We start from the raw sequence: 20,528 nt of genomic DNA on the forward strand, positions 1-20,528 counted from the left end.
ATGACAACCACCCTGCCAATCAAAACGCGCCGCCGACCCGAAAGCCGGCGGCGCCCCACCGAAGATCGCGGAGTGCTCCACCCTACTTCATCGCGCCCCCCTTCAACTCCGGTCCCTCCGGCAACGCCTTGCGCGCGTGGCAGTCCACGCAGGCGAGGGTCGCTCCGTTCTCGTCGTGGCAGCCGAGGCAGTTGCGGTGGAAGGCCATCTTCAGGTCGGGCACGTCCGGCGAGGCCGGATCGTACTCGGCCAGATGGCAGTCGCCGCAGGCGGTCTCGTCGCCGGGTTCCTGGTCGTGGTGGCAGGTGGTGCAGGCCTCGGCCATGTCGACGTGGCCGGCGTGATCGAATTCGACGGGCATGAACCAGTGGCTCACGTCGTCGATCACGACGGTGTCGGGACCGGTGGCGGCGGCGACGGCCCAACCGGCGGCCAGCAGGGCGCAGACGGCGATGACGGCTCTCATGACGGGTCTCCTTTCAGGAAGAACGACAGGATTCCGTCCCGGGGCACGCCCATGCGCTCGGCGCATTCGGCGCAGTAGGAAGGATCCTTCAGGTCGACGTGTTCGGGCAGGAGCGAGGCGCTCATGACGCACCAGCTCAGGTGGCAGTGGACCAGGCCGCAGGTGTGGCCGAGTTCGTGCAGAACCTCCTTGAGCAGGCGCAGGCGCAGACGGTAGGGGTCCGGCGCGTCGCCCGTGAATTCGGGGCGGAGCCGGAAGGTCGAGGCGATGCCGGCGATGCCGTCGAGCTGGGCGCTGCCCAGGACGTGGGCGAAGACCGGCAGGTAGAGGTCGACGTCGGTGACGCCGATGCGACGCACGCCGGGCGCGGGGGTCGGCTGCTGCAGGGCGGCGAGCAGCGTGTCGGCGGAGTACTGGCGGCGGTCGCGGCTGAAGGCGTCGGCGACGGGCAGCTCGAGGTCGGACACCCACACCGGATGGGCCAGGCACACGGCCGCGTCCTCGCGCAGCTGGCGCACCAGGGACGGCGCGATGGCCCCCACGCGGATCAGTTCGACCCCGAGGCGGCTCATGGTGCCGGCCTCCGGTCATCGCGACGCCGGGTCGCCGCCCGGCCGGACGCGTTCCGCACGACCATGTCAGATCCGCTCGATGCCGAACTTGCGCATCTTGTTGTAGAGCGTGACCCGATCGATCCCCAGGGCCTTGGCGGCCTGCGTCACGTTGAACTGGTGGTGCTTCAGGACGCGGCGGATGTGCTGCTCCTCGATGGCGCACAGCGACTCGTCGGTCGCGGCGTACTGGTCGACCTCGCGGCCCGCGAGGGGCAGGTGCTCGCGCTTGATCTCCCGGCCGCGGCACACGACCAGGGCCCGTTCGATGGCGTTGGCCAGCTCGCGCACGTTGCCCGGCCAGGGGTAGTGGACCAGGAACTCGCGCACGTCCGGCGCGAACGACCTCACGTTGCGACCCATGGCGTCGGCGTAGCGCGCCAGGAAGTGCTCGGCGATGGGCAGGATGTCCTCGGTGCGCTCGCGCAGGGGCGGAATCGTGATGGTGAAGACGTTGATGCGGAAGAAGAGGTCGTCGCGGAACTCGCCGTCGCGGACCGCCTTCTCCAGGTCGCGGTTCGTGGCGCAGATGAGCCGGAAGTTCACGTCGATCTCGCCGCTGCCGCCGAGGCGGGTGATCTTGCGGTCCTCCAGGGCCCGCAGCAGCTCGACCTGCACCTTGGGCGAGACCTCGCCCACCTCGTCGAGGAAGAGGGTGCCGCCGTCGGCCAGTTCGATCTTGCCCTTGCGCCGCGCGGTGGCGCCGGTGAAGGCGCCCTTCTCGTGACCGAAGAGCTCGCTCTCGAGCAGGCTCTCGCTGAGGGCGCCGCAGTTCACCGCCACGATGTTGCCGAAGCCGCGCTGGCTGCGCGTGTGGATGTGGCGTGCGACGAGCTCCTTGCCCGTGCCCGATTCGCCGCGGATGAGCACCGAGGTGTCGGTGGGCGCCACCATGTCGGCCAGCTCGAGCACGCGGGCCATCTCGGGGCTCGTCCCCGTGACGATCTCCGGTCCGGACAGGGACAGCTGCTCGCGCAGGTCGGCGTTCTCCCGCGTCAGCGAGACCTTCTCGCAGGCCTTGGCCACGATGCGGGACAGCTCCTCCGGGTCGAAGGGCTTCACCAGGTAGTCGTAGGCCCCTTCCTTGAGGGCGTCGACCGCGGTGTCGACCGAGGCGTAGGCCGTCACGAGGATGATGGCCACGTCCGGGTCCTTCTCGTGCACGCGGCGCTGCAGCTCGAGGCCGTCCATACTGGGCATCTTGATGTCCGACACGATGACGTCGAAGCGGTGCCGACCAAGCAGGCCGAGGGCCTCCTTGCCGCTCGAGGCCGCCTCGACGTCGTAGCCGTCCTCGGTGAACCAGTGGCTCAGCGATTCGCGGACGTGCAGCTCGTCGTCGACGATCAGCAGGCGGGGACTGGTCTTGGTCTTCATCGGACCTCCTCCTCTTCCTTCGCGGCATGGGGCTTCAGGGGCAGCCAGATGGTGAAGCGGCAGCCCTGGCCGGGTGCGGTGTCCAGGTCGATGCGCCCGCCGTGCCCCTTGACGATGCCGTACACCACCGACAGGCCGAGGCCCACGCCTCCGCCCTCCTCCTTGGTCGTGTAGAAGGGCTCGAAGGCGTGGCGGGCGACGTCGGCGACCATGCCGGGACCGTTGTCGGCGACGATGATCTCGGCGCCGGCGGTGGCCGGGCGGGTCGTCACCTCGAGGCGCCCGCCCTCGCGCATGGCCTGGGCGGCGTTGATGAACAGCGCCATGAGCAGCTGCTGGATCTTGTTGCGGTCGACGAGCGCCGGAGGCACGGCGGGGTCGAGGTTCATGACCGTCTCGACGGCGTTCAGCTCGAACTGGTGGTTGACGAGGAAGAGCGACTTCTCCACCACGTCGTTCAGGTCGGTGGCCGTGATCTCGCCGCTGCCGCGATGGGCGAAGGTGAGCAGCTGGGCGACGATCTCGCCGCAGCGCGTGGCCTCCGAGCTGATCGACTCGAGGTAGCCCAGGTTCTTGCGGCACTCCTCGCTCATCTCGGGCTTGTCGATGCGGCGCAGCAGGATCTTGGCGTAGGTGACGACGCTGGCCAGCGGGTTGTTGATCTCGTGGGCCACCACCGCGGCCAGCTTGCCCAGCGAGGCCATCTTCTCCACCTGCACCATCTGGTCCTGGGCCCGCACCAGCTCGTCGGTCTTGGCGGCCACGCGCTGCTCGAGGGTGCGTCCCCACTCGAGCAGCTCGGAGCGCGCGTCCTTCAGGTCGAGGGCCAGCGTGTTGAAGGCGCGGTCGAGGGCGCCGATCTCGTCGGCCGACTCGTCGTCGATGCGCACGGTGAGATCGCCGGCGGCCAGCTTGCGCGTCTGCGCGGTGAGGTGAGCCACCCGGCGGTACACGATCTCGCGCCCGGTCAGGTAGATCACGATCACGCCGAGCACGACGCCGACCAGGCCGGCCAGGCCCATGCCGGCCATGTTCCGCTCGCGCGCCTGGTGGAAGGCCTCGAGATCGAGGTCGATGTCCATGACGCCGAGCAGGGCGTTCGGACCCTCGGTGGTGTGGCACTCGGTGGTCGAGCAGGTGGGGCGGTTCAGCAGCACGTGGCTCACGGCCAGGGTCTGCTCGCCGGCGGCCTCGACCACGCGCGCCCGCTCCTCCGGCGGCAGGTTCGGCGGCGGCGGCGACTCGCGGTGGCAGATGAGGCAGCGGTCCTGCCGCAGGTCGAGGGTCACGCCGATCTCGTCGTGGTCGGTCGAGTAGGCGATCTGGCCGCCCTTGGTGTAGATGCGGATGAGCTTCACGTCGCGGTGGGCGGCGAAGTCGTCGATGGTGCTCTGGATCCTGTCGCGCGCGTTCACCTTCATCGAGGCCTGCAGCACCGCGTCGGCCGTCTCGGCCAGCTCGAGCGCATTCTGGCGCACGATGTCGATGGTGGCCTCTTCCTGCAGCTTCACGTTGATGAGGGTGGTGACCAGGAACACGGCCGCCAGCAGCACCGACGTGATGATCGTCATCTTGCCCGCCACGCTCAGCTTCACGTCCGACCTCCCGGTCGGGGCGCCGGATCACGCGACCCGGCGCCCTTGGTCTCGCGGCCCTACTGCGTCAGTTCCACGTACGGATCCTTCGGTCGGGCCCGCTGGCCCAGCGGACCTTCGGGGAAGACCGGCAGATACTTCACGGCCATGGAGAAGGCGAACACGCCGATGGCGACCATGCCCATGGAGATGACGAACTCCATCCAGTGGGGCCGGTAGTCGGCGCCCGTGCCGAGCTGGAAGGCGGTCACCGCCGTGTTCATGCGGTTGAACATCACGCCCAGCACCACCAGCAGCTGGGTGGCGCTCAGCCACAGCAGGTTGCGCCGCACCTTCTTCTGGAAGAGCAGCAGCATCGGCACCACGCCGCCGATGACGTACTCGGCCAGGAAGAACAGCGACGCCTTGTCGAAGCGGAAGACGTACTGGAAGGCGCCACGCACGATCAGCTCCTCCATCCGGATCACCAGGTACACCATCAGCATCACGGCCGTGGCCCGGCCGATGCCCCGCAGCTGGGCGCTAGGCAGATGGTGGCCGAAACCACGCAGGCTGAGCCACGACTCCACGTTGGTCATGGCCAGACCCAGCACGATGGCCGAGACGAAGAAGAGGATCGGGAGGATCGGCGAGTACCACAGCGGGTGCAGCTTCTGCGGCACGATCACGTAGAGCGTGCCCAGCGAGCTCTGGTGCATGGTCGACAGCAGCACCGCCGCGATGACCAGGCCCGGCGTCAGGTAGCGGTGCATCCAGTGGGCCCACTTCGTGCGCCCGAAGCGCTCGAACACCAGCGGCAGGAACTCCAGGAAGAGCACCGTCGTGTACAGCATCACGCACCAGCCCACCTCGAACATGACCGAGTGGGGGTTCCAGAAGACGAGCGGGTGCCAGATGTTCCACGGCCGGCCGAGGTCGACCAGCAGCGCCGCGATGACGATCAGGTAGCCGAGGAACGCGGTGAGCACCGCCGGCCGCGCCAGGGGCTTGTACTTCTCGAGCCCGAAGACGTACACCACCGCCGTGACCGTGAAGCCGCCGGCGCCCAGGGCCACGCCGCACAGCAGGTCGAAGCCGATCCAAAGGCCCCAGGGCATCTGGTCGCTCAGGTTCGAGATCGAACCGATGCCCATGGTGTAGCGCCGGAACAGCGCCACGGCGAGCAGCCCCATCAGGATGACGAAGAACGTCGACCAGAAGTGGAGCTGGCGGAACTTGAACCTACTCATGATGGTCGCCTCCGTTTTCGCGCTCGGCCTTGGCCACGGCGTCCTTGCGGTTGCCCAGCCAGTACATGCCGCCGAGGAAGGTGCCCCAGACGGGGATGATCTGCGGCAGCTTCTCGAGCACCTGCCAGGTGAGATGCGGCATATCCTGTTCGGGCACGTTGTCGGGCAGGCCGGAGTCCTTGGCGGGCTTGCTCAGGAGCATGAGCACGCTGGTGCCGCCGGCCTCCTTCTCGCCGTAGATGCCGTCGACGTAGGTGTCGGGATGGGCGTTCAGACGGCGGCGGGCCTCCTTGAGCATCATCTCGCGCGGGCCCCAGGTGGTGGCGCCGGTGGGGCAGATGCTCGCGCAGGCCGTGGGCAGGCCCTCGGTGACGCGATGCACGCACATGTCGCACTTGCGGATGCGGGGATTGGCCGACTCCCACTCGTAGGTGGGCACGCCGAAGGGGCAGGCCATCATGCAGTAGCGGCAGCCCATGCAGCGGCCGCCGTCCCACACGACGGGTCCCTCGGGCTTCTTCTCCAGCGCCGCCACCGGACACACCGACACGCAGGTCGGATGCTCGCAGCTCATGCACATGTGGCGGGCGTACTGGTCGTTGCCGAGGTCCTCGACCCAGGTGAACGATTGGTGGTCCAGTTTGTCCGGCTTGTGGGCGGGCTGGTCGTGCTCGGACTGGCAGGCCTGCTCGCAGGCCCCGCAGCCGATGCAGCGACTCTGGTCGAAAAGAAGAGCGTACGTGGACATGACTTCTCTCTTTCCGGCGCGCGGCGCGGCGGCCGCGGCGTCTGGTGGTGTTGGATTTCTATATGGGCGTTGAACAACACCACATCCAGTTAAAAATTTAACGAATTGATACCAAAACACTGTCATTTAAGGCTTTATGCAATTGTTCGAAATTGAAAACATTGTCGTTTCCCGCAATTTGGTGGGATTTTAAGTGGTGTCGTGCGATGGGGTTGGCGGGGTCGCCGCACCCGGCCGGCGGACTTTCGAGTTTCACTTACGCGGGTGCCGGGCGTTGAGGATTTCAACACCACGGGCGGGAGTGCGGAAATCCACAACGGTCGTCGGCGCGGGTGCGACCTTCCCGGAGGGTTTTTGCGGCCGGTCGGGCAGGAGACGGAATCGTGGATCTGACGAACGGTCGGACGAACGGTCGGGGAGCGGGTCGGGCAGGGCCGGCCGGGCGATCGGTCGGGACCGGGTCAGGTCCGCCCGTGCCGCAGGCGCTCCGGCTGATCGATGATCCACCCCGCTCGGCGCTGCACGTCGATGATGTCGACGGCCTCGCGGCAGTGGAAGGCGAGCAGGTCGCCGAGGGTGCGGAAGCCCTGCTGCTGCAGCCGCGGCACCATGCGGAACCACAGCTCGGCCGAGACGAGGGCGTCGCCGAGGGCGGTGTGGCGGCCGTGCAGGTCGATCTGGTAGAGCTCGCTGAGGGTCTCCAGTTCGAACTTCTTCAGGGTCGGGTTCAGCAGCGAGGCCAGGCGCAGGGTGTCGATGAAGACCCGGTCCTGCCACGGCTGGCCGTGGCGCCAGCACTCGCTGCGCAGGACGGTCAGGTCGAAGCAGATGTTGTGGCCGATGATCACGCGCCCCGCGGCCATGCGCTCGAAGTCGGCGAAGACCTCGGGGAACTGGCGCGCGTCGGCCACCATCTCGTCGGTGATGCCGTGCACGGTGGTCGATGCGGGCGGAATGGGGATGTCCGGATCGACCAGGTCGTCGATCATCCGGCTGCGGAACAGCCGCGTGCCGTGGGCGGTGACGGCGCCGAGGGAGACGATGCGGTCGGTCTTGGCGTCCAGGCCGGTGGTCTCGGTGTCCATGACGACGACGGGCAGCTCGTCGAGCGGCGTGGCGAGGGAGAGTTCGACCGGGGGCGGCGGCACGTCGTGCAGGTCGAGATCGAAATCGACCTCGGGCAGGTGCCGGTCGAGCTCGATGGGCGGGAAGATGATGATGGCGCCCTCGTCGTCGGCCAGGGGCGTGACCGAGCCCTGCAGCTCGACGCCGTCGAGGCGCTCGAAGACGGTCTCGATGGCGCGGCCGGCCTTCGCCGCCTTCTCCAGGGCATGGCGCACGCTCTCGCGGCTGAGGGCGGCGAAGACCGAGGTGCCCACCCGTGCCCGCTCGGCGCCCAGAAGCTGCTTGGCCCCCGCGTTGAGCAGGCTCACCTGCCCCTCGTCGGTGATCACGACGACGCCGCTGCGCAGCGCCGCGAGCACCGCCACCAGGCGCCGGTCCGGGGCCCGGCGCTCGCGGGTGACCTCGTTCTGGTACATGCGCAGGGAGCCCAGCATGGCCTCGATCTCGACCGGCGTGCGGGCGGGCGCGTCGGGCAGCTGGGCGCGGCGGTCGGCCACCAGGTTCAGCACGCTGGTGCGCGCGCTCTCGATGCCCCGGCCCAGGCGCCGCGCCAGGAACCACACCCACACCAGCAGCACGATGGCCACGGCCCACGAGCCCGCGATGACGATCTGCAGGCTCGTGGCCGGACGGGCGCCCGTGAACATGTGCGGCGCGAGCGACGCCGCCCCGAGGGCGGCGCACACGCCCGCCCAGATCATGCGGGACTGGATCTTGCGGTAGGTGGGTCGGCGCATGGGGGCGATTCTAGCAGGATCGCCCCCGTTGTCGCCGTTTTTGTGGGGCGGCGGCAGCCGCCCCCTCCGCTCAGCGGTACAGCGCCTTGACGTCGCCGAAGGAGCGGGACTCGAAGCCGACCGCGCCGCGCTGCACCTGGAAGTGGACCGTGAACGAGGTGTGCGTGCTGAAGGATCCGTCCGGGCTCGGCGAGTAGCCCGCCTCGGTCCGGTACGAGAAACGATAGCTGCCGGAGCCGGGCAGGGGCCCGGAGAAGACGAAGAACGGGCCGCCGGCCACCGCCGTCTCGTCGAAGACGACGCCGTCGCCGGCCGCGGGGACGAGGTCGACGATCGACACCCGCACCTCGCCCTCGCTGCCGAGCAGGACGAAGCCGGTGTAGACGGAGCCCGGGGCCGCCGCGAAATCGACGCCGTACTCGGCATACGCCCCCATCTCGCGCGGACGCGAGAAGAAGCCGCCGTCGATGTACAGGTCGCCCGAACTGTGGATGATGACGGCGTCGCCGAAGTCATCGACGTCGAACTGCTGCCGGGCCAGGACGTTCGCCTCGAGGGTGCCGAACGAGACCTCCAGGAGTTCGGGCCCCAGCCCCGCGGTCAGGACGGTGTCGGCCAGGCCGACCACCGGCTGGTCGAGGGTGCGGATGAACGCCCCCACGCCACCGGACGGCGCGGAGACGGAATCGGCCCGGGCCGCCGCAGCGGCTGCCGCCGACAGTCCGACCAGCACCAGGAACGAGAAGAAACGGAAACGACGATGCGGACGCAGGCGCGAGATCATGGATCCTCCCCCTTGCTCGAGATCCGTGTGGGGCCCGTTGATGATGGAGATACGGAGGGGCGCCGCGCGGGTCAATGGGCGGACTGCCCCGACCGGTGGGAATCCCCTTGTCAGCGGTACCGCCGGTGGTACATTGGGGCCAACTCAGCCGGGAGCCGCCATGATCAAGAATCCCAGACTGCGCGCCCTCGTCGGCATGGCCCTCGGGGCCGCGGCCGGCGCCAGCCTCTGCCTCAGCATCCTGCCCCTGACCTTGTACCAGGCCCGCATCGGTGACGAGACCGTCCTAGCCCGCATGCTCATGCCGTACGTGCCCCACGTGGCCATGGTGTGGGTGGCCGGCGGGTGGGGCGCGGCGCGCGTGGGCTTTCCCCTCGGCGGCGGCGCCGTGATGGCCCTGGCCGGACTGGCCTCGGCCCTGTTCGCCTTGTGGTCGGCCCTCGAGCCGGGCGCCTCGACCATGACGGTGAAGATCCTCGCGGTCGGCGGCCTGACGGGCCTGGTGTACGGCTTCCTGGGCGGCCTGCTGCTGGGACGCGTCCTGGCCACGCCGGGCGCCGCGTCCGACGACGACGCCCTGCCGGAGGTCGGCAAGCCGTGATCGCCGACCTGCGCGACTTCCTGCTGCACCACCACCCCTTCGACCAGCTCACGGCCGACGAGCGCGAGCGCGTGCACGGCGCGGCGCGGCAGCGGGAGTTCGCCGCCGGCCAGGTGGTCGTGCGGCCGGGCGGTCCGGTCAGCAAGTGCCTGTTCATCGTGGCGGCCGGGAGCGCGCGGCTCGAGCGCGACGCGTTCACCGGGCGCACCCTCGAGGAAGGCGACTGCTTCGGCTACCCGTCGATCCTCAGCGGCAACAGCCCCACCGCCGCGGTGGTGGCCGAGAGCGACCTGACGGTGCACTGCGTCCCGGCCGACGTCTTCAAGGGCCTGCTGGGCAACGCCGCCTTCGCCGAGTTCTTCCTCAAGGACCTGGGCGAGCGCCTGCGCCTGGCCGCGGCGAGCGCGCCGGGCACCCTGGGCGGCGAACTGACGACGCCGGTGGGCGAACTGGGCCTCAGGCCCCTGGTGCGCGTGGCGCCGGACGCGACCGTGGGCGATGCCGCGCGGGCCATGGGCCGGGCCGGCGAGGACGTGGTGCTGGTCGACACCCTGCCGCCCGGCATCGTCACCGACCACGACTTCCAGACCAAGGTGCTGGCCGAGGATCGCGGCCCCGCGACGCCGGTGCGCGAGGTGATGACGCCCGACCTGAAGACCCTGCCCGCCGACACGCCCGTGCACAGCGCGCTGCTCTACATGCTCGAGGAGCGCATCCACCACCTGCCGGTGACGCGCGACGGCGACCTCGTGGGCCTCGTCTCGGCCACCGACCTGCTGCGCCACCAGACGCGCAACCCGCTCTACCTCACGCGGCAGCTCGAGCGCCTCGAGGATCCGGCGGCCCTGGCCACGTACAGCGCCAACGCGGCGGCCATGATCGAGCGGCTCTACGGCGGGGGGCTGAAGGTGGCCCAGGTGGGGCGCATCTTCTCGTCGGTGAACGACACGCTCATGCGGCGGCTGCTGCGGCTGGCCGAGACCGAGCTCGGTCCGGCGCCCTGCCCCTACGCCTGGCTCGTGTTCGGGTCCGAGGGGCGCATGGAGCAGGCCCTGATCACCGATCAGGACAACGCGCTGGTGTACGCCGAGGCGGGCGCGGCGCAGGCGGCCTACTTCGCGCGGCTGGCCGAGGTCGTGGTGGGGCACCTGCTGACGGCGGGCTTCCCCGAGTGTCCGGGCGGCTACATGGCCACCAACTGGTGCAAGCCCCTGGGCGACTGGCTCGAGCTCATGCGCGGCTGGATCGAGACGCCCGGCCCCGAGAGCCTGATGATGGTGGGGATCTTCTTCGACTTCCGCAGCGTGGGCGGCGGGCTCGACGTGGGCGCCATGGAGGACGTCGTCACCGGCGCCGCCGACAACCAGATCTTCATGGCCCACCTGGCGCGGCAGTCGCTCGGCTTCCGGCCGCCGCTGAACTTCTTCCGGCAGATCCAGGCCGACGACGGCATGGTCGACCTGAAGACCGGCGGCATCGCGCCGATCGTGGCGTCGGGCCGGGTGCTCGGCATCGCGGCCGGCACGCGCGAGCGGCCCACCCGCGCGCGCTACGAGGCCGCCATCGCGGCCGGCCTGATCAGCGACGACCTCGGCCAGACCGTCATCGAGACCTACCGCTTCCTGCTCGGCCTGCGCCTGGAGACCCAGCTGCGCGTGCTGCGCGAGCGGGGCGCGCCCGACAACCGCATCCGGCTGAAGGACCTCTCCTCCCGCGACCACCGCCACCTGAAGGACGCCTTCGGGGTGATCCGCGAACTGCAGGAGAAGGTCGGGCACCGCTTCCGGGTGAACCTGCTGGGCTGACGACGGGCCCGCCGCCCGCTACGACGCCTGCGCCGCCATCGCCTGGCCCACCTGCTCCTTGAGCACGCCCGCCACCGCCGCGACGATCATGGAGATCTCCGCCGCCGTGATGGCGAAGTGCGGCGTGAAGCGCAGCCCGTTGCGCCCGCCGTGGATCATGTGGATGCCCCGCCGGCGCAGCTTCTCCTCCAGCCCGCCCACGCCGTTCACCGGACACAGCACCGGATCGAGCTCGATGTTCACCATCAGGCCCGTGCCCTCGACGCCCGCGACCAGCTCGCCGAACGTGTCGGCGAGGGCCGCGAGCTCGGCGCGCAGCTGCTCGCCGCGGGCGCGGATGTTCTGCCTGAGCCCGTCCTCCATGGCGCCGAGCACCGCGCAACCCACCTCCAGGGCGCGCGGGCAGGTGGTCATGGTGTTGCCGTAGACGCCGGTGCGGTAGAGGGCCGCCGCCGCGCCGGAGAGGGCCAACACCGACAGGGGGTACTGCCCGGCGTTGAGGGCCTTGGAGAAGGTCTCGAGGTCGGGCGCCTCGCTGTTCTCGAACCCCGGGTAGTCGACGAGGCTCAGGTGTCCGGTGGCGCGGAAGCCGGCCTGGATCGAGTCGCACACCAGCAGCGCGCCGTGCTCGCGGGTCAGGCGGCGGGCCAGGTCGTAGTACTCGGGCGTGAGCGCCAGGCCCGGCTCGCCCTCGCCCATCACCGGCTCGATGAAGAAGCCCTCGAAGAAGATCCCGTGGGCCGCGGCGCGGGCGAAGGCCTGCTCCAGCCCCACCGTGTCGTTGGGCTCGACGAGGATGAGCTGGTCGCGCCCGCGGAACGAGGCCAGGTGGCTCTTGTAGGTGGCGAGGGTCGAGCCCGAGATGCGCGCGGCCGGATCGGTGCGCCCGTGGAAGCCGCCGGCCAGGCTGAGGTACTTGATCGTCTTGCCCTCGTGGGGCGCGCCCGACGTCGTCTGCGTGAAGGCGTGCAGGTCGGTGATGCGGGCGGCCATGGTCACCGACTCCGAGCCGCTGTTCAGGCAGATGAACCGGTCATAGGGGCATCCGCCGCGGGTGTGGCCGATCTCGGCGCGCAGGGCCGCGGCGAAGCGCTGCTGCGAGACGCTGGGCGTCATCACGTTGGCCATGACCCAGGGCTTGGCGAGGGCTTCGACCACCGCGGCCGGGGCGTGGCCCAGGCCGAGCATGCCGTAGCCGCCCGAGTCGTGCACCACGGCGCCGCGCGTCGTCACGATCCACGGACCCCGGGCCGCGAGCGGCACGTACGGGCTGCGCGCGGCGGCGCCGTAGAAGTTCAGGAAGCCGTCCTGCAGTCCGGCGCAGACGGCGTCCTCGTCACCGGTGGTCAGGTCGGCCAACTCGCCCCGCCGGGCCAGGTCGCGCGCCTCGGCGAGGGCGGCGCGCACGGCGTCCTGCAGGTCGGCGTCGTGGACGAGAAAGGGCAGGATCACCTCGTCGGGCAGGCCCGGCGTGGCGCTCGGGCCGGTCAGGGTGCGCAGGGTGGTCAGGTCGTCCCAGGGCGTGGTCATGGCGGGTCCTCCGCGTTCGGTCGGGGTTCGTCGGTTCGGGAAATCGGGAGCCGGGGCCGGGCCGCTCAGGCCCGCCCGCGTCGTCGCGCCGCTTCGGCGGCCGCCACCTCGCGGTAGGCGTCGCGGAAGGGCATGCCGTCGCGCACGAGGGTCAGGGCGCGCTCGGTGGCGTAGAGCTCGTCGGTGAGTGCGGCCGCGCAGCGGTCGGCGTCGATCTCGAGCCCGGCCAGGACGATGCCCATGGCCCGCAGGCTGTCGAGGGTCACGGCCACGCCGTGGAAGAGCGGCCCCTTGGTGAGCTGCACGTCGCGGTTGTAGCCGGACATGAGGCTCGTCGTCAGGCCCTTGACCTTGGTCTCCTCGCCCACGACCACGTGGTAGCGGGCGCGCACGAGCTCGAGCACGTCGGCGTTGCGCTTCTGGGGCATGATCGAGCTGCCGGTGCAGGCGGCGTCGGGCAGCCGGACGATGCCGAACTCGCGGGTCGAGAAGAGCAGCAGGTCGGTGGCCAGCCGGTTCAGGCCGTCCATGACCTGGGCGCAGGCCGTCAGCAGCAGGGCCTCGGTGCGCCCGCGGCTGAGCTGGGCGTGCAGGGGGTTCTCCTGCACGTGGGCGAATCCCAGCTCGGCCGCGGTGCGCTCCCGGTCGATCCCGAGCACCGGCACGCCGAAGCCGGCGGCGGTGCCCAGGGGCGAGCGATCGACCAGGGTGCGGACGTGGGCGAGCAGAGCGCCGTCGTCCGCGGCCGCCGCGGCGAAGCTGCCGAGCCACACGGCGACGGTGGTCGGCATGGCGGCCTGCATGTGGGTGTAGCCCGGCAGGGAGACGTCTCCCTGCCGGGCGACCACGTCGGCCAGGCAACCGACGTGGGCCTCGACGGCCGCGAGCAGCGCATCGAGGCGATCCTTCTCCCACAGGCGCAGGGCGGTGAGCACCTGGTCGTTGCGGGAGCGTCCGGTGTGGATCTTCCGGCCCGCGTCGCCGCAGCGGCGGGTCAGGAAGTTCTCCAGGGCCGTGTGCCCGTCCTCGTCGGCGGGGGTGATGGGAAAGTCGCCCCGCGCCGCCTGGCCCGCGGCCTCGGCCAGTCCGGCCTCCAGGGACCGCAGCTCGGCGGCTTCGAGCACGCCGATGCCGTGCAGCATGCGCGCGTGGGCCAGCGAGGCGCGGCAGTCGTACCCCACGAGCTGCTGGTCGAGCACATGGTCGTCGCCGGCCAGGAAGCCCTCGAGCCAGGGGTCCGGAGCCCCCTCGCGGGTCCAGAGCGTGCTCATACCGGCACCACGCCCCGCCGCTGCAGGATCGCGTGATGGGCCTTGAGCCGGATGGCGTTGATGCGGATGAAGCCCTGGGCGTCCATCTGGTCGTAGCCGCCGGCGACCTCCATGCTCGACAGCTCCTGGTCGTACAGCGAGCTGGGGCTGTAGCGCGCCACCGGGTACACGGCGCCCTTGTACAGCTTCACCACCACGTGGCCGTCGATCAGCTCCTGGCTCTTGGCCACCGCCGACATGAGGAAGTCCATCTCGGGGCTGAACCAGAAGCCGTTGTAGATGATCTCGGCGAGCTTGGCCGCGAGCATGTCGCGCAGGCGCATCACCTCGCGGTCCATGGCGAGTCCCTCGAGGTCGCGGTGGGCGGCCAACAGGATCGTCCCGCCGGGTGTCTCGTACACACCCCGCGACTTGACCCCGACGAAACGGTTCTCGACCATGTCGAGCCGCCCGATCCCGTTGGCGCCACCCACCGTGTTCAGGTACCGGAAGAGTTCGAGGGCACCCTTCACCGAGGTGCCGTCGTCGAGGTTGGTCACGCCGGTGGGGATGCCGTCCTTGAAGACGATGCGCAGGTGCGTGGGCGAGTCGGGCGCCTTCTCCGGCGTGACGGTGCGCGAGTAGACGTCCTCGGGGCAGACCGTGTCCGGCTCCTCGAGGATGCCCGCCTCGTGGCTGATGTGCAGCAGGTTGTCGTCTTCGCTGTAGGGCTTGGCCGCGGTCGACTTGACCTCGATGCCCTTGGCCGCCGCGTAGTTGATCATGTCGGTGCGGCCCTTGAAGGCCGCCAGGAAGGCCGGATTCTTCCAGGGCGCGATGACCTTCAGGTCGGGCGCCAGGGCGTGGTAGGCCAGCTCGAAACGCACCTGGTCGTTGCCCTTGCCCGTGGCGCCGTGGCTGACCCACGCGGCGCCCTCCTCCCGCGCGATCTCGACCTGCCGCTTGGCGATGAGCGGGCGCGCCACGGCGGTGCCCAGCAGGTAGCGCCCCTCGTAGACGGCGTTGGCGCTGATCATGGGAAAGATGTAGTCGCTGACGAACTCGGCCTTCAGGTCCTCGGTGCGCACCTTCACGGCGCCGCAGGCCAGCGCCTTCTGCCCAGCGGCGGCCAGGTCGTCGTCCTGGCCCACGTCGGCGATGTACGCGACGACCTCGAAGCCCTGGTCGATGAGCCAGGCGAGGATGATGCTGGTGTCCAGACCGCCGCTGTAGGCGAGGACGACCTTTTCCTTGGGGCTGTTCTGCTGCTTGCCCTGGGCCATGACCGGAGCTCCTGTCGTCGGGTGTCACGGGGTGAAGGGGGCAAGGTAGCGGCGCATTTATGATTTGAATAATCGATTATAATAAGTTATTGATGACTCAGAATGAGTTTACTCCACCCGGGGATCACGGCCTTCCAGGCCATCGCGCGGCTGGGCACCGTCCATGCCGCGGCCCAGGAGATCGGACTCAGCCAGACCGGCGTGACGCAGCGCATCCGGGGGCTCGAGCGGGACCTGGGCGTGACCCTCTTCGTCCGCTCCCGGCGCGGCATGCGGCTGACGACCGAGGGCGAGGCCCTCGTCCGCTGGTGCCAGCGGGTGGGCGATCTCGAGGGCGAGCTGATCTCGTTCATGGGGCGCGAGGCCCCGGCCGGCGCGGTGCGCGTCACCCTGACGGGACCGTCGAGCCTGATGCGGCGCCGGGTGATCCCGGCGGTGGCGGGGGTGCTCGCCCGGCACCGGGGCGTGGTGGCGACCTACCTGCTGGACGACCAGGGCGGCGGTCTGGCCCACCTCAAGCAGGGCACGGCCCAGCTGGCCGCCCTGCCCCGGACCGAGGTCGTGAACGAAGTCGACGCCAAGCTGCTCGCGCCGGTGCGGCTGCGGCTGCTCGGCCCGGCGGCGTGGGCGGGGCGGGACCTGGCGGAGATCGTCCGCGCCGAGCGGATCATCGACTTCAACGCCCAGGACGCGGCGACCCTGGACTTCCTGCGCGAACACGGGCTGCCGACCGAGGGATTGCGGCAGCGCCACTTCGTGAACAGCCCGGACGCCCTGGCGGAACTGGTGGCCGCCGGACGGGGTTTCTCGGTGCTGGAAGAGGAATTCGCGGCGCCGTTCCTGGCGGCCGGTCGGCTCTTCGACCTGGCCCCACGACAGGTGCTGCAGCAGGAATTCGCGCTGGCCTGGTACCCGCGCCACGAGATGCCCGGCTACTTCCGGGACATCATCGACGCGGTGGGGTGAGCGGAAAGACGAAGGAACACGGAGGACTTCCGGGGCAGGGACGCCCGACAGAGAAGGCCCCGGCCGGGACGGATCCCGGTCGGGGCCTTCGGCATGCCGGCGCGGGCGGGATTTACCGAAACAATACGCTCCGGCCCCGGCGGCGCGGCCCGCACGGAACTAGAATGGGGAGATCGACAGACCTCCACCGGAAGGATCCCGCCATGACCACCACGCGCACCATCGGCCGCTCGGGCCGCGAGATCTCCGCCATCGGGCTCGGCTGCATGGGCCTGTCCGAGTTCTACGGCCCGCCCACCGCCGAACAGGACGCCGTCGCCCTCCTCCACGCCGCCATCGACCTCGGCGTGACCCACTTCGACACGGCCGAGATGTACGGCATGGGCCACAACGAGACCCTGCTCGGCAAGGCCTTCGCCGGCCGCTGGCAAGAGGTCTTCTTCGCCACCAAGTTCGGACCGCTGCGCGACCCCGCGACGGGCGCCTTCACGGGCGTGGACGGCTCGCCGGCCAATGTGCGTCGCGCCGTCGAGGGCAGCCTGCAGCGCCTGGGCGCCGAGACCATCGACCTCTACTACCTGCACCGGGTCGATCCGGCCACGCCCATCGAGGAGACCGTGGGCGAGATGGCGAAGCTGGTCGCCGAGGGCAAGGTGCGCTGGCTGGGGCTGTCCGAGGCGGGCAGCGACACCATCCGGCGGGCCTGCGCGGTGCACCCCATCACGGCCCTGCAGACCGAGTACTCGATCTTCAACCGCAACATCGAGAAGAGCATCCTGCCGGTGTGCCGCGAGCTGGGCGTGAGCCTGGTGGCCTACTCGCCGCTGGGGCGCGGCATGCTCACCGGACGCTTCAAGCAGGCCGCCGACGTGGCCACGGGCGGCGACTACCGCGGCGCGGGCCTGCCCCAGTTCAGCGACGAGAACTTCGCGGCGAACCGGGCCCTGGTCGACCGCATCGAGAACGTGGCCGCCGACCTGGGCGCCACCGCGGCGCAGGTGGCGCTGGCCTGGGTGCTGGGGCGCGGCGACGACGTGGTGACCATCCCCGGCACCACGAAGCTCGCCAACCTCACGGCGAACCTCGGCGCCTACGGCGTGCACCTCGACGACGCGGCGCGCGCCGTGCTCGACGAGCTGAGCGACCGGGTGCAGGGCACGCGCTACCCCGCGGCGTCCATGCGGGCGGTGCAGGAAGACTAGCGCGCGTCGCGGTCGGGCAGGGGCCCGACGGCGGGCAGGGTGGTCTCGCGCGGGTCCTGGGTGAGGATCTGCAGGGTGCGGCCGCTGCCGGCGGGCGCGGCGTAGTCGTCGGGTCGCGGGCCGCCGGGCGGGCCGAGGCAGATGGTGAGCCAGCCGTCGTCCAGGCGCCAGATGCCCCGCGACGACCAGGCCGTGTCGGCGCGGGCCGCGGTCGGGTCGCGGAAATCCATGTCGATCCGCCAGGGCAGCGTGTCGCCGCGCGCCGTGAAGGTGCCCATGGTGACGCGGCCGGCGCTGGCCCAGAGGAACTCGTCGCCGGTGACGATCAGGCGGGCGTCGTCCAAACGCGGGCGCGGGGTCTCCAGGCCGTCGATGACCAGGGCCGTGAAGATCCAGGTGCCCTGCAGGCGCGCGGCCGGCCGGGACGCTTCCGGTTCCGCCGCGGCCGCCGGGCGAATGCCCCCCATCGCCGCCGGGCCGATGCCCCCCGCCGCCAGCACCAGCCAGCCGATCAGCGCCGCGGTTCTCATGGCGTGCCCGCCGCCGGGCCGCTCGCGGCGGCGGCGTCCGGGGCCTGGTCTTCCGACGCGCCATCCGGCTCGCCCGCCCCGACCGCCGGCTCGGCCACCCACCCGTTGGCCGCCAGCCAGCCGTGAGCCTGTTCGCTGCGCTCGGTGTGCACCAGCCACAGCACGCGGGCGCCCTTGCCGAAGCGCGAGGTCTCGTCGATGAGGGCGAGCCTGTCGTTCTTCTCCAGCATGAACAGGGGCAGCAGCCAGGCCAGGGCCTCGGCCGGCACCACCGGTTCGGTGCCCGGCTCGTCGCCGGCCCGGCTCCACACCGACAGCCCGGTCAGGCCCCGCCGGATGCGCACCGACCACAACTCGGGATCGGTCTCGTTGCCGAAGAGCAGCCGCGCGCCGTCCTCGGTGAACTGGTGCGGGCCGATCTCGGGTCCCGTGCGCACCCCGACGGCGTAGACCAGGGGCACGTGGGCGTCGGCCAGGGCCACGCGGGCGAAGAGCAGGTTCAGGGCCTCGTTCGCCGTCACGCCGAGGGCCGCCCGACGCGTGTCCATCTGCGAGCGCAGGAGCACGTTCTCGTCCAGCGCGTTGCCGTAGACCACCTTCAGCCCCTCCTGCTCGGCGTCGCGGCACTTGGTGGCGTCGGCGTCGATGATCACCGCCTCGTGGCCGTAGTCGCCCAGCACCCGCGTGATCAGCCGACCGAAGGGATCGGCCCCGAACACGGCGAAGCCCTTGCCGGTGGGCCGGCGCACGCCCAGCAACCGGGCGAGGAGCCCCGCCGTGGCCCCCTGCACCACCACCGTCGCGGCGATGACCAGGAAGACCAGCGCCCGCAGCTGGGCCCCCACCTCGCTGCCGTCGTGCGAGAGCCGTTCGGCGAAGAGCGACGCCACCGCCGCGGCCACGATGCCGCGCGGCGCCACCCACGAGAGGAAGGCCTTCTCCCGCCAGGCCAGACCCGAGCCGATGGTGCAGGCCAGCACGTTCACGGGCCGCACGACGAGCATCAGGGCCAGCACCACGAGCAGGCCGGGCCGGCCGAGGGCCGTCACGTCGGCCACGCGCACGTCCGCGGCCAGCAGCACGAAGAGCATGCCGATGAGCATGACCGTCAGCTGCTCCTTGAACTCGCGGATCTCCTTGAAGCTGCGCGTGCCCGCGTTGCCCACCACCGCGCCGGCCACGATGGCGGCCATGATGCCCGACTCGGGAATGAGCGCGTTGCTCACCTGGAAGATGGCCAGGGCCAGCGAAAGGGTGAAGATGGTCTCGAAGCCCTCGGGCACGGCCCACTTCAGGCGCAGCAGCAGGGCCATGACCAGCCCGCCCATCGCCCCCACGCCGAAGCCCACCGCCAGCCGCGTCGGGGCGCTCACGGCGCCGGCGGCCAGCCCCTCGCCGAGGGCGATCTCGAGAGCCACCACGGCCACCACCGCGCCCACCGCATCGATGAGCACGCCCTCGGTCTCGAGGATGGTCTCGAGGTTCTTGCGCACCCGGATGCGCCGCAGCAGCGGCGTGACCACCGTCGGGCCGGTGACGATGACCAGCGTGCCGAAGAGGATCGACGGCATCCAGCCCCAGCCGAGGAACACGCGCGCCGCCAGGGCACCGCCCACCGTGGTGACGACCACCCCCACCGTCAGCAGCATGCGGATGGCCGGCGCCTGCGACTTCATGCGCCGCCAGTGCAGGTTCAGCCCGCCGTCGAAGAGGATCACCGCCACGGCGAAGCCCACCAGGATGTCGAGGGCCGGACCGAGGTCGCCCGGATCGATCACCCCGGCCACGTCGGGCCCGAGGGCCACGCCCACGGCCAGCAGCACCACGATGCCGGGGATGCGCAGGTGCCGCGCCAGGGTCTGGGAGACGACCCCCGCGGCCAGGGCCAGGGCGACGACGAGGGCGGGGTTGTGGGCGAATCCTTCGTGCAAGACGGGCGACTCCCGGATGGCGTGGCGCGGCGGCGGGTCTCCGGACGAGCCTGCCTCCGTTCAGTTGATACCGCAAGGGCGAAGGCGCGGCAAGTCGCGCGCGGGTTTGCCCCGCCGGGCCCAGCGCCCTAGTTTCATTTCTCCTCGCCCGCCGCTCGCCGCTTCGCCCTCGCTGTTCGCCTCCCGACATCCCCACACAGCCGGAAGTGGGCATGTCATGAAACCGGTCCCGACCCTCCTGCACCTGGTCATCGCCGCGTTCCTGGCCGGATGCGCCAACGAGCACGACGGGCTGGAACAGGCCTTCCACCCCGCCGACGACTTCGGCCCGTCCCTGGCCCGCATGGGCTACGACGACCCCCAGCTGCCCGAACTGGCGCCGGGGCCGCCGCCCGGCGCGGAGTCCGACGCGACCTCCGACGCCGCGGCCGGCGACGGCGACGCCATCGCCGCCGCGATGCCCGTGCCGGCCCGCCTGGCCGCGGCGCCCAACCCGTTCAACCCGGTGACCGAACTGCGCTTCGCGCTGCCGAAGGGCGGCGCGCGGGTGATCCTGGCCGTGCACGGCGTCGACGGGCGCGAGGTGGCCCGCCTGCTCGACGCCCACCTGCCCGAGGGCGAGCACCGGCGCGTGTGGCGCGGCCAGGACGGCCGCGGCCGCAAGGTGCCGTCGGGCGTGTACTTCGTGCTGCTGCACGCGGGCGAGGAGGTGGTCGTGCGGAAGGTGGTGGTCGTGAAATAGAAGGGGGCGCGAAAAG

The 20,528-nt window shown here is 70.8% G+C and carries 18 protein-coding genes; 5 read left to right on the forward strand and 13 right to left on the reverse strand.

The features are described 5' to 3' along the window. Positions 1-82: 82 nt before the first annotated feature. The 8 genes from KDM41_06875 to KDM41_06910 all read right to left on the reverse strand — a co-directional run bounded on the left by KDM41_06875 (position 83) and on the right by KDM41_06910 (position 8,672). Positions 83-466: a cytochrome c3 family protein gene (locus KDM41_06875; protein ID MCB1183137.1), complete on the reverse strand. Its 384-nt coding sequence runs from the start codon at positions 464-466 to the stop codon at positions 83-85. Continuing rightward, positions 463-1,038: a hypothetical protein gene (locus tag KDM41_06880; GenBank protein MCB1183138.1), complete on the reverse strand. Its 576-nt coding sequence runs from the start codon at positions 1,036-1,038 to the stop codon at positions 463-465. The genes KDM41_06875 and KDM41_06880 overlap by 4 nt, the downstream gene beginning before the upstream one ends. A gap of 66 nt (positions 1,039-1,104) precedes the next feature. Continuing rightward, complete coding sequence (locus tag KDM41_06885; GenBank protein MCB1183139.1) at positions 1,105-2,454, reverse strand: sigma-54-dependent Fis family transcriptional regulator; 1,350 nt, start codon at positions 2,452-2,454, stop codon at positions 1,105-1,107. Next, positions 2,451-4,049 carry a HAMP domain-containing protein gene (locus KDM41_06890; protein ID MCB1183140.1) on the reverse strand — a complete coding sequence of 533 codons (1,599 nt, stop codon included), beginning with the start codon at positions 4,047-4,049 and terminating at the stop codon, positions 2,451-2,453. Before KDM41_06890 ends, KDM41_06885 begins: the two co-directional genes overlap by 4 nt. A gap of 59 nt (positions 4,050-4,108) precedes the next feature. Then, entirely contained in the window at positions 4,109-5,278 is a 1,170-nt protein-coding gene (hybB, locus tag KDM41_06895) for a Ni/Fe-hydrogenase cytochrome b subunit (GenBank protein ID MCB1183141.1), read from the reverse strand. Beyond that, positions 5,271-6,026 carry a 4Fe-4S dicluster domain-containing protein gene (locus KDM41_06900; GenBank protein MCB1183142.1) on the reverse strand — a complete coding sequence of 252 codons (756 nt, stop codon included), beginning with the start codon at positions 6,024-6,026 and terminating at the stop codon, positions 5,271-5,273. Before KDM41_06900 ends, hybB begins: the two co-directional genes overlap by 8 nt. Positions 6,027-6,487: 461 nt before the next feature. Further along, positions 6,488-7,888, reverse strand: coding sequence for a 3'-5' exoribonuclease (locus tag KDM41_06905; protein ID MCB1183143.1), 1,401 nt, complete (start codon positions 7,886-7,888; stop codon positions 6,488-6,490). A 70-nt stretch (positions 7,889-7,958) separates the two neighbouring features. Continuing rightward, positions 7,959-8,672: a hypothetical protein gene (locus KDM41_06910; protein ID MCB1183144.1), complete on the reverse strand. Its 714-nt coding sequence runs from the start codon at positions 8,670-8,672 to the stop codon at positions 7,959-7,961. Between the two features lie 160 nt (positions 8,673-8,832). Here KDM41_06910 and KDM41_06915 point away from each other — a divergent pair, with 160 nt between their 5' ends. After that, positions 8,833-9,273, forward strand: a complete 441-nt coding sequence (locus KDM41_06915; GenBank protein ID MCB1183145.1) for a hypothetical protein — start codon at positions 8,833-8,835, stop codon at positions 9,271-9,273. Further along, on the forward strand, positions 9,270-11,078 hold the full coding sequence (locus tag KDM41_06920) for a cyclic nucleotide-binding/CBS domain-containing protein (protein ID MCB1183146.1): 1,809 nt from the start codon (positions 9,270-9,272) through the stop codon (positions 11,076-11,078). Before KDM41_06915 ends, KDM41_06920 begins: the two co-directional genes overlap by 4 nt. A gap of 18 nt (positions 11,079-11,096) precedes the next feature. Here KDM41_06920 and KDM41_06925 read toward each other — a convergent pair whose 3' ends face one another. The 3 genes from KDM41_06925 to KDM41_06935 form a co-directional block, all read right to left on the reverse strand. After that, positions 11,097-12,608 carry an aminotransferase class III-fold pyridoxal phosphate-dependent enzyme gene (locus KDM41_06925; protein MCB1183147.1) on the reverse strand — a complete coding sequence of 504 codons (1,512 nt, stop codon included), beginning with the start codon at positions 12,606-12,608 and terminating at the stop codon, positions 11,097-11,099. Positions 12,609-12,673: 65 nt separating this feature from the next. Continuing rightward, a complete protein-coding gene (argH, locus tag KDM41_06930; protein ID MCB1183148.1) occupies positions 12,674-13,879 on the reverse strand; it encodes an argininosuccinate lyase in 1,206 nt (401 codons plus the stop codon). Then, positions 13,876-15,141 (reverse strand): argininosuccinate synthase, encoded by a 1,266-nt coding sequence (locus KDM41_06935; protein ID MCB1183149.1) that lies wholly within the window; start codon positions 15,139-15,141, stop codon positions 13,876-13,878. The genes argH and KDM41_06935 overlap by 4 nt, the downstream gene beginning before the upstream one ends. Positions 15,142-15,243: 102 nt before the next feature. Here KDM41_06935 and KDM41_06940 point away from each other — a divergent pair, with 102 nt between their 5' ends. Further along, a complete protein-coding gene (locus KDM41_06940; protein MCB1183150.1) occupies positions 15,244-16,107 on the forward strand; it encodes a LysR family transcriptional regulator in 864 nt (287 codons plus the stop codon). A gap of 203 nt (positions 16,108-16,310) precedes the next feature. Continuing rightward, positions 16,311-17,309, forward strand: coding sequence for an aldo/keto reductase (locus tag KDM41_06945; protein ID MCB1183151.1), 999 nt, complete (start codon positions 16,311-16,313; stop codon positions 17,307-17,309). Here the strand turns inward: KDM41_06945 and KDM41_06950 are convergent. Beyond that, positions 17,306-17,839: a TIGR03067 domain-containing protein gene (locus KDM41_06950; GenBank protein ID MCB1183152.1), complete on the reverse strand. Its 534-nt coding sequence runs from the start codon at positions 17,837-17,839 to the stop codon at positions 17,306-17,308. The two genes, KDM41_06945 and KDM41_06950, sit on opposite strands and share 4 nt — an antisense overlap. Beyond that, positions 17,836-19,770, reverse strand: a complete 1,935-nt coding sequence (locus KDM41_06955; GenBank protein MCB1183153.1) for a cation:proton antiporter — start codon at positions 19,768-19,770, stop codon at positions 17,836-17,838. The genes KDM41_06950 and KDM41_06955 overlap by 4 nt, the downstream gene beginning before the upstream one ends. Before the next feature lie 217 nt (positions 19,771-19,987). Here KDM41_06955 and KDM41_06960 point away from each other — a divergent pair, with 217 nt between their 5' ends. After that, positions 19,988-20,512, forward strand: coding sequence for a hypothetical protein (locus KDM41_06960; GenBank protein MCB1183154.1), 525 nt, complete (start codon positions 19,988-19,990; stop codon positions 20,510-20,512). Positions 20,513-20,528 lie beyond the last annotated feature (16 nt).

The organism is bacterium (genome assembly GCA_020440705.1).
Classification (GTDB): Bacteria; Krumholzibacteriota; Krumholzibacteriia; order LZORAL124-64-63; family LZORAL124-64-63; genus JAGRNP01.